This is a genomic window from Delftia sp. CH05 (assembly GCF_009827015.1).
Lineage (GTDB): Bacteria > Pseudomonadota > Gammaproteobacteria > Burkholderiales > Burkholderiaceae_C > Comamonas > Comamonas tsuruhatensis.
Genome location: NZ_WUMG01000043.1, coordinates 42,552 through 51,403, shown reverse-complemented (window position 1 = coordinate 51,403; position 8,852 = coordinate 42,552). Strand labels below are relative to the sequence as shown.

11 protein-coding genes are annotated in these 8,852 nt (G+C 68.5%); 9 read left to right on the top strand and 2 right to left on the bottom strand.

The features are described 5' to 3' along the window. Positions 1–13: 13 nt before the first annotated feature. Together GRX31_RS24475 and GRX31_RS24470 are read right to left on the bottom strand one after the other, a co-directional pair. Complete coding sequence (locus GRX31_RS24475; RefSeq protein WP_160855314.1) at positions 14–310, bottom strand: AzlD family protein; 297 nt, start codon at positions 308–310, stop codon at positions 14–16. 3 nt (positions 311–313) lie between these two features. Beyond that, positions 314–1,051, bottom strand: a complete 738-nt coding sequence (locus GRX31_RS24470) for an AzlC family ABC transporter permease (RefSeq protein WP_160855312.1) — start codon at positions 1,049–1,051, stop codon at positions 314–316. Between GRX31_RS24470 and GRX31_RS24465 the strand changes: the two genes are divergently transcribed. From GRX31_RS24465 to GRX31_RS24430, 9 genes are all read left to right on the top strand, one after another. After that, positions 1,042–1,350, top strand: a complete 309-nt coding sequence (locus GRX31_RS24465; RefSeq protein WP_156179857.1) for a hypothetical protein — start codon at positions 1,042–1,044, stop codon at positions 1,348–1,350. The two genes, GRX31_RS24470 and GRX31_RS24465, sit on opposite strands and share 10 nt — an antisense overlap. A 10-nt stretch (positions 1,351–1,360) precedes the next feature. Continuing rightward, positions 1,361–1,675 (top strand): DUF4148 domain-containing protein, encoded by a 315-nt coding sequence (locus GRX31_RS24460; protein ID WP_016453437.1) that lies wholly within the window; start codon positions 1,361–1,363, stop codon positions 1,673–1,675. A 166-nt stretch (positions 1,676–1,841) separates the two neighbouring features. Beyond that, positions 1,842–2,378, top strand: a complete 537-nt coding sequence (locus tag GRX31_RS24455) for a MarR family winged helix-turn-helix transcriptional regulator (RefSeq protein ID WP_046986241.1) — start codon at positions 1,842–1,844, stop codon at positions 2,376–2,378. Between the two features lie 70 nt (positions 2,379–2,448). After that, positions 2,449–3,924, top strand: a complete 1,476-nt coding sequence (locus GRX31_RS24450; RefSeq protein ID WP_160855310.1) for an efflux transporter outer membrane subunit — start codon at positions 2,449–2,451, stop codon at positions 3,922–3,924. Between the two features lie 132 nt (positions 3,925–4,056). After that, positions 4,057–5,331: an HlyD family secretion protein gene (locus tag GRX31_RS24445; RefSeq protein ID WP_160855308.1), complete on the top strand. Its 1,275-nt coding sequence runs from the start codon at positions 4,057–4,059 to the stop codon at positions 5,329–5,331. A gap of 45 nt (positions 5,332–5,376) precedes the next feature. Next, positions 5,377–6,987, top strand: coding sequence for a DHA2 family efflux MFS transporter permease subunit (locus GRX31_RS24440; protein ID WP_016453441.1), 1,611 nt, complete (start codon positions 5,377–5,379; stop codon positions 6,985–6,987). Further along, the gene (locus GRX31_RS30655; RefSeq protein ID WP_202396704.1) at positions 6,987–7,160 is read left to right on the top strand and encodes a hypothetical protein; all 174 of its coding nucleotides are present in this window, start codon (positions 6,987–6,989) and stop codon (positions 7,158–7,160) included. The genes GRX31_RS24440 and GRX31_RS30655 overlap by 1 nt, the downstream gene beginning before the upstream one ends. Continuing rightward, positions 7,157–8,248 (top strand): MBL fold metallo-hydrolase, encoded by a 1,092-nt coding sequence (locus GRX31_RS24435; protein WP_016446038.1) that lies wholly within the window; start codon positions 7,157–7,159, stop codon positions 8,246–8,248. Before GRX31_RS30655 ends, GRX31_RS24435 begins: the two co-directional genes overlap by 4 nt. A 136-nt stretch (positions 8,249–8,384) precedes the next feature. After that, positions 8,385–8,795, top strand: a complete 411-nt coding sequence (locus GRX31_RS24430; protein WP_046986239.1) for a polyhydroxyalkanoate granule-associated phasin — start codon at positions 8,385–8,387, stop codon at positions 8,793–8,795. Positions 8,796–8,852: the final 57 nt, after the last annotated feature.

Here is an 8,852-nt window from a genome sequence, read left to right as displayed (position 1 = left end):
GCCCCACCCGCCATCACCCCAGCCAGTGCCGCAGCGCACCCGCCGACGCAATGCCGATCAGCACCGTCGGCAGAATCGGCAGCCGGCTGGCCGCCACCAGCGTCACCACCAGGGCCAGCAGATCGGCCGGACGCTCGGACACAAACGCCGGGGCAATCACCGAGATCAGCACGCAGCCCGGCAGGCTTTCCATCACGTACTGCATGCGCGGGCTCAGCGTGCGCCCGCGCAGCAGCAGGTAGCCGGTCACCCGCGTGAAATACGTGCTGCACGCCATGAGCACCAGCGTCAGCAAGGTTGTGGCTTCCATCGCTTAGCTCCTGGGCGCCAGCAAGGCCGCGCAGATCAGGCCCGAGACGGCGCCTGCCGCCACATACCAGGCGCCAGGCACCAGCTTGTAGACCAGGGCCGCCGTCAGCAGGCTCACCAGCCAGGGCCGGCAAGGCCTGACGCCCTTCCACATGCCGCGCAGCAGCACCAGAAACACGGCGGTGAACGCCATGTCGAAGCCGTACTGCTCCAGGTCGCCAATGCGCGGCCCCAGAAAGGCACCGGCCGCCGTGCACGACACCCAGGCCATGTACAGGCCTGCCGACACGCCCATGTAGTAAGGCAGGCTCACGCGCCGGGCGGCACTGCGCTGCGCGTCTGCCAGGGCCAGCGCCCAGCTTTCGTCGCACATGAAGAACAGGGCAGGCAAGGCACGGCGCCTGGGCAGATGGCGCAGATAGGGCGCCAGTGCCGCACCCATCAGGATGTGCCGGCAATTGACCAGGAAGGACATGGCGACGATCAGCAGCACATGCGGCGGCGACGTCCACAGCCGTATGGCCGTGAACTCCGAGCCGCCGCCGAAGTTCATCCCGGTCATGAGAGGAACCTCCAGCGGTGCCAGCCCCTTTTGCACGGCCTGGGCGCCCAGCACCAGGGCAAAGGGCACGAAGCCCAGCATCACGGGAATCGCATCCCTGAAGCCACGAAAGGCCTCGGAACTGCGGGAAACGGAATCTGCCGAAACGGCAGCGGAGGAAAGTGGAATGGATGAAGACATGGAGAGCGGCGATTGTCGGCCTGTGCCGCTGGAATTTGCTGCCGATTCATGCTTCCACCAGCCATTTCACAGATGTTTATGCCGATTTATTGGAGCAACTGGAAATAATCTGCCGCACACAGGCTGATCAAAGCATTTCCATGGCTGGCGGCGCTCCTCGGATGGCCGCGCCTGCCCTCCAGGCATTTCACGAAACCCAACGGCCATTGGCTCCCGCCATGCTGCAGTGCGTCGCAAACGGCTGTGCCGGCCAGGGCGGCAGCGGGACCATGAAGCCCTCATCACTTCGCTTCACCTGAAAGGTTCCCCATGCGCACTTCCGACTTCACCCGCTTCATCGCCCTGGCCGCCCTCAGCCTGGGCCTGGCCGGCACCGCCCTCGCCCAGGACGCCACGCCCTCCTCCACTGCTGCCCCCACCGACCTCAGCCGAGCCCAGGTGCTGGCCGACCTGGAAATGTGGCACCGCGCCGGACTCACCTATGTCTCGGACCGCGAGATCGATGTCCGCTCCACCGAATACCAGCGCGGCCTGGAGCGTTACCAGCAGCTGCGCGCCAGCCCCGCCTACCGCGAGGCCGTGGCCAGACTGGAGAAAGGGCATGCGGTGGCTCAAGACAAGTGAGCGTTGTCGGTGTGGCCGGTGGTCGAACAGGGGTCAGGAAGCCACCGGCCTGATGGAAAACCCTTGCCTCGTCCCCGGCACCCGCGAGCCATGCGGCCATTCGGTGTTTCTGCAATAATTGCCGCAACAATCATTGCGCAGTCAATCATTTCACTTGCAAGACACCATGACCCAGCCACCCCTGCCCAACGGCCTGCAGCCCTCGGACTTCTACAGCCCTGGCAGCTACACGCCCTTCGAGAGCGTGGGGTTCCTCATGCGCAAGGTGCTCAGCTCCATCCTCCAGCAGGCGGATGCGCAGTTGGCCGAGCATGAGCTGACCTATGTGCAGTGGCTGCCGCTGTACAAGCTGCTGCTGTGCAGCGACGCCACGAATGCCGGCATGGCGCGTGACCTGGGGCTGGATCCGGCCTCCATCACGCGGGCGCTGGACCGGCTCGAATCCAAGGGCATGCTGCGGCGCGAGCGCTCCACGGTGGACCGGCGCGTGGTCAAGCTGGTGCTGACCGATGAAGGCCGCGCCATGGCGGCCAAGGTGCCGCAGGTGCTGTCCAGCGTGATGAATGCCCATATGGCCGGCTTCAGCCATGACGAGTCCCGCCAGCTGCTGGACATGCTGCGCCGCCTGCTGGCCAATGGCGATGCGATGCGCGCGCCGGAAGCTGCGCCGCCGTCCCCTGCTCCTGCCACGCCCGTCGGCTGACAGCGCCAGCCCCCTTTTTCCGCCCCGGTTTCCGATTTCCTGATTCTTGACCCCCAACAGGCAGACCACCATGCCCAATTCCTTTGTTTCCGTGTCCGCTGCGCCCCGCCGCGTGGCCGCCGCAGCGGCCACCCTGTGCGCCGCGCTGGCCCTGGCCGGTTGTGCTTCCCAGGGCCCGGCCCATGAGCCGCTGGCCCGGCTGGGCGCCTCCGACCTGGGTCTGACGGCCCAGTCCGAGACAACCGCCAATACCAGCCTGCCCGCCGCCGATTGGTGGAAGTCCCTGGGCGATGCCCAGCTGGATTCGCTGATCGCCCAGGCGCTGCAGGGCAGCCCCAGCCTGGCCATGAGCCGCGCCCGCTTCGACAAGGCCGCCGCCCTGGCCACGGCCACCAGCACGGCCACCGATGTGCGCGGCACGCTCGGCATTGACGCCACGCGCCAGCACTACAGCGCCAACGGCCTGGTGCCTGCTCCCATTGCCGGCCATACCTACAACACCGGCAACCTGCAGGCCGGCCTGAGCTGGACACCGGATTTCTTTGGCCGCCATGCGGCCGACCTGCAGGCCGCCCTGGGCCAGGCCCGTGCCGCCCAGGCCGACAGCGCCGCCGCTGCCAACCAGTTGGCCGCCCAGGTGGCGCGCAGCTATGTGGCGCTGGCCCGGCTGATTGCCCAGAAGGAGGTGGCCGGCCGCACGCTGACCCAGCGCCAGTCGCTGCTGGAGCTGAGCCAGCAGCGCACGCGCGCCGGGCTGGACAGCCAGGTGGAGTTGACCCAGGCTCAGGCTGGCCTGCCCGATGCCGGCACCCAGATCGAGATGCTGGACGAGCAGATCACGCTGGCGCGCCGCACCATCGCCGTGCTCTGCGGCCAGGCGCCCGAGGCGCAGCTGCAGCTGGCGCCCCGTCTGGCCGCGCTGCAGATCCAGGCCATGCCCGGCCAGTTGGGCGCAGACCTGCTGGGCCGCCGCCCCGACGTGGTGGCCGCACGCTGGCGGGTGGAGTCGGCAACGCAGGGCATAGAGAGCGCGCGGGCGGATTTCTATCCCGATATCAACCTGACGGCCTTCATCGGCCTCAATGCCATCGGCCTGGACAACCTGTTCAAGGGCAGCTCGCGCCAGATGGGCGTGACGCCCGCGCTGCGCCTGCCCCTGTTCGACGGCAAGCGCCTGCGCGCCCAGTTGCGCGGCACGCAGGCCGATCTGGACACCGCCATTGCCCAGTACAACGGCGTGGTGCTCGATGCGGTCAAGGAAGCGGGCGATGCCATCACTTCCGTGCAATCGCTGGTGCGCCAACAGCAGCTGCAGGCCGAGTCGCTGGAGAAGGCCGAACGCGCCTACGACTTTGCCGTGCAGCGCTACAAGGCCGGCCTGGCCAGCCAGGTGACGGTGCTCAACACCGAGACCCAGGTGATCACCCAGCGCCGCCTGGACGTGGACCTGCGTGCCCGCGCGCTGGACACGCGCGTGTCGCTGATGAAGGCCCTGGGCGGCGGCTGGACCGATGGCACGGCTGCCGTGCAGGTCAGCCAGCACTGAGATCGCAACCCGCACAGGAATCCAACGCACTCTTGACCCTCCACCGGGCAGACCGCCAGCCAGCGTGACAGACTGCCAGCCCCCTGCCCCGGCCGCACAACCACATTCACAGATAACAAAGCGCCGAACACCATGACCGATACCAACAAGCAAGCATCCAATGCACCCGCTGCCGCAGCCTCGCCCGTGGCCAACCCGCAGGGCCGCCGCAAGGGCCTGACCATCGTGGCCGCCGCCGTCGCGGTGGCCGCCGTCGCCTGGGGCGGCTGGCACTGGATGGTGGCCCGCAACTACCAGACCACGGACAACGCCTATGTGGCGGGCAACGTGGTGCAGATCACGCCGCAGGTCGGCGGCACGGTGATCAGCATCGGCGCCGACGACACCGACTACGTCAAGCCCGGCCAGCTGCTGGTGCAGCTGGACTCGGCCGATGCCCTGGTCGCCCAGGTGGCCCAGCGCGAGGCCGATCTGGCCCGCCTGCAGGCCGATGCCGCTCGCGCCCGCGAGGATGTGGAGCGCCGCCGCCCGCTGCTGGCCACGGGCGCCGTGGGCAAGGAAGAGTTCGACCACGCCCAGTCCCTGGCCCGCACGGCCGGCAATGCCGCCTCGGCAGCCGAAGCCGCCGTGCGCGCCGCCAAGGCGCAGCTGACGGCTGCCGAAGCCCAGACCAAGGGCAGCAGCGCCGAAGAGCACCCCAGTGTGATCGCCGCCTCCGCCAAGGTGCGCGAGGCCTATCTGGCGCTGCAGCGCACGCGCCTGGTCTCGCCCGTGGAAGGCTATGTGGCCAAGCGCGGCGTGCAGCTGGGCCAGCGCGTGGCCTCGGGCGCGCCGCTGATGACGGTGGTGGGCCTGCACAACCTCTGGGTGGATGCCAACTTCAAGGAAAGCCAGCTGGCCCAGCTGCGCATAGGCCAGAAGACCGAGCTGACGGCCGATGTCTACGGCGACAAGATCAGCTACCACGGCACCGTGGTGGGCATGGGCGCAGGAACCGGCGCGGCCTTCTCGCTGCTGCCCGCGCAGAACGCCACCGGCAACTGGATCAAGGTGGTGCAGCGCGTGCCCGTGCGCATTGCGCTGGCGCCGGAAGACCTGGCACAGCACCCGCTGCGCGTGGGCCTGTCCATGGAAGTCAAGGTGGACGTGCGAGACCAGCAGGGCGAGGTGCTGGCAACGACCACGCGCAACGCCCCCGTGGCCCAGACCTCCGTCTACGACATGGCGCTGCCGCAGGCCGAGGAGCGCATTGCCCACATCGTGGCGGGCCAGAACGTGGCACCGCTCAAGCAGTTGCCCGAGCTGCCGCCCGTGGCCATGGCCGAGGTGCAGGACAGGGCCCAGGGCAAGGCGCCAGCCGCCGTGGCCTCCGCGCCGGTTGACGCGCAGGCCATGCAGTCCAGGTAAGCAGGCATCGCTTCCCCGCCTTCCCAGAACCTACGCGGACTGCCTATGACTTCCTCTACCACCGCCGTGCCGGAGCCGGCGCCGCCGGTCGCCCCCTCGGCGCCGCCGGCCATGCCTGCACGGCCGGTCCCGCTCAAGGGCGCCCAGCTGGCCCTGGGTACGCTGGCCCTGTCGCTGGCCACCTTCATGAACGTGCTGGACTCGTCCATCGCCAACGTCGCCATTCCGGCGATTTCCGGCGACGTGGGCGTCAGCCCCAGCCAGGGCACCTGGGTGATCACCAGCTTTGGCGTGGCCAACGCCATCTCGGTGCCGCTCACGGGCTGGCTCACCCAGCGCTTCGGCGCCGTGCGCCTGTTCACCATGAGCGTGCTGCTGTTCGTGCTGACGTCCTGGCTGTGCGGCTTTGCCTCGTCGCTGGAGACGCTGGTGCTGTTCCGCGTGCTCCAGGGCCTGGTTGCCGGCCCCATGATCCCGCTGTCGCAGACGCTGCTGCTGTCCAGCTATCCCCCGGCCAAGGCCGGGGTGGCCCTGGCGCTGTGGGGGATGACCACCCTGGTGGCCCCCGTGGTCGGCCCGCTGCTGGGCGGCTGGATCACGGACAACATCTCCTGGCCCTGGATCTTCTATATCAACGTGCCGGTGGGCCTGCTGTCGGCCCTGATGACCTGGAGCATCTACCGCAGCCGCGAGACCCCCACGCGCAAGCTGCCCATCGACTCCGTGGGCCTGGCCCTGCTGGTGCTGTGGGTGGGCGCGCTGCAGCTGATGCTGGACAAGGGCAAGGAGCTGGACTGGTTCGCCTCGGGCGAGATCATCACGCTGTGCGTGCTGGCCATCGTGAGCTTCGTGGTCTTCCTGGTCTGGGAGCTGACCGATGCCCACCCCGTGGTGGACCTGCGCCTGTTCATGCGCCGCAATTTCGCGGCCGGCACGGTGGCGCTGTCGATTGCCTACGGCCTGTTCTTCGGCAACGTGGTGCTGCTGCCCCTGTGGCTGCAGCAGTGGATGGGCTACACCTCCACCACGGCCGGCATGGCACTGGCGCCGGTGGGCATCTTCGCCATCATCCTGACACCGCTGGTGGGCCGCAAGGTCACGCAGTGGGACCCACGCAGGATGGCCACGGGCGCCTTCATCGTGTTCGCCCTGGTGCTGTGGATGCGCTCGCGCTTCACGGTGGAGACCGACTTCATGCACATCCTGGTGCCCACGCTGATCCAGGGCGCGGCCATGGCCTTCTTCTTCATTCCGCTGACCACGATCACGCTGTCGGGCATCTCGCCGGACCGTATCCCGGCCGCCGCCGGCCTGAGCAACTTCGTGCGGATCACGGCGGGCGCCATGGGCACCTCCATCGCCACCACGCTATGGGAAAACCGCGCCGCGCTGCACCACGCCCATCTGACAGAAGGGCTGGTCCAGGGCCAGGGCGTGTTCGGCGTCACCCTGCAGGGGCTGCAGGCCGCAGGCCTGAGCCAGGCGCAGGCGCTGGCCCAGATCAACCGGCTGGTGGACCAGCAGGCCTACACGCGCGCCGCCGACGACATCTTCCTGGCGTCGTCCGTGCTGTTCCTGGTGCTGATCGTGCTGATCTGGATGACCAGGCGCCCTGCGGGCCATGCCGGCGGTGCCGAGGCGGCCGGCGCCCATTGATGACCAGCCTCCGGGCCATCACCACAAGGAGCTGCCTGCAGGGGCAGCTCCTTTTTTGTTTACATGACGACACGCAAGGCGCCTTGAACGGGGCTGCCAAGACCACCATCTCGACAGGGCTGCGCCATTGGTTCCATGATGGCGGCGGCCTGAACACCGACGAAGCACCGTGAAAACAACCCGCATCTTCCGCGCCCCGATTGCCGACTACTCCCAATCGCCCCAATCGTCGGCCGGGCGCTTTCGCAACATCCATCCCCGCCCGGCCAATGCCCCCCAGCCCGACGCCAAGGTGATGTGGGACTTCTTCTTCAACAAGCCCAAGGACACCGAGCCTGCGGCGCCCCTGCCCGTGCAGCGGCTCACCCCGGCCGACCTGGCCGCCGCGCCCGAGCGCAGCCTGTACCGCCTGGGCCACTCCACGCTGCTGATGAAGCTGCGCGGCGGCTGGTGGATCACCGACCCGGTGTTTGCCGAGCGCGCCTCGCCCTTCTCCTTCATCGGCCCCAAGCGCTTTCATGCGCCGCCCATCGCCCTGCATGAACTGCCCGCGCTGCGCGGCGTGGTGCTCTCGCACGACCACTACGACCATCTGGACCGTGCCACCATCCGCGCCCTGGCGCCCCGGGTCGACTTCTTCCTGTGCACGCTGGGCGTGGGCGACCGGCTCATGGCCTGGGGCGTGGCCCCCGAGAAGGTGCGCCAGTTCGACTGGTGGCAGGACGTGCAGGTGGACGGCCTGCGCTTCACGGCCACGCCGGCCCAGCATTTCTCGGGCCGGGGCCTGCGCGACGGCAACCGCACGCTGTGGGCGTCCTGGGTCATCGAGGACCTGGCAAGCGCCGACACGCTGCGTGTCTTCTTCAGTGGTGACGGCGGCTATTTCGACGGCTTTGCGGAAATCGGCCGGCGCTTCGGCCCCTTCGACCTCACGCTGATGGAGACCGGCGCCTACGACCCGCACTGGCCCTATGTCCACATGCACCCGGCCCAGACCGTGCAGGCCCACCGCGACCTGGGCGGACGCTGGCTGCTGCCCATTCACAACGGCACCTTCAGCCTGGCCATGCATGCCTGGTGGGACCCCTTCGAGCGCGTGCTGGCCCTGGGCGCCGAGCACGGCATTGCCGTGGCCACGCCCATGATGGGCGAGCGCGTGGACCTGGCCGCCCCCCATGCAGGCGAGCGCTGGTGGCGCGCCCTGGTATCTGAGGTCACGCAGGACGGAGCCGCGCCGGCACCCCGGCCCCAGCCGCGATAAACGCGTTTTTGCTGCATTGCGTCATCGGCCTACGCGGACCGGCATGCATCTGGCTAAAGTGGAACCGGCAAGTGGATCTGGCAAGTGGATCTGGCAGGAAGATCCGGCAAATGGATCCAGAGCTTCAGGAGCGCACATGGCAAACCGCAAATCTTCCAAGGCCGCTTCGGTGGCCCGTCAGGCCACCGATCTGGCCATTGCCGCGCCGCAGGTGGTGGCGCACAGGCTCACCCGCATGGCGCTGGCCGGGGCCAATCCCTCCGCACGGGACCGGCGCGAATTCACGCGCATGGTGTCCGAGAAACAGACAGCCTTCCACCAATCCTGGGCCGCCATGGGCCTGCAGTCCATGGTCGCCAGCCAGGCCCTGATGCAGGCCTGGATGCGCATGTGGTGGATGCCCTGGAGCGCCTCCACCTGGAATGGGGGCGCACTGGCATCGCAGGCCTCGCAATGGAACAACGCCATGTGGGGCGTGGTGGGCAAGGGCATGGCCCCCGTGCACCGCACCGCAGTGGCCAACGCCCGGCGCCTGGCGCGCGGCTGATCCACCCATATCAAACCCGCTTCATTGACTGGAGCGGCACGGCGCGGCAGGGCTGAT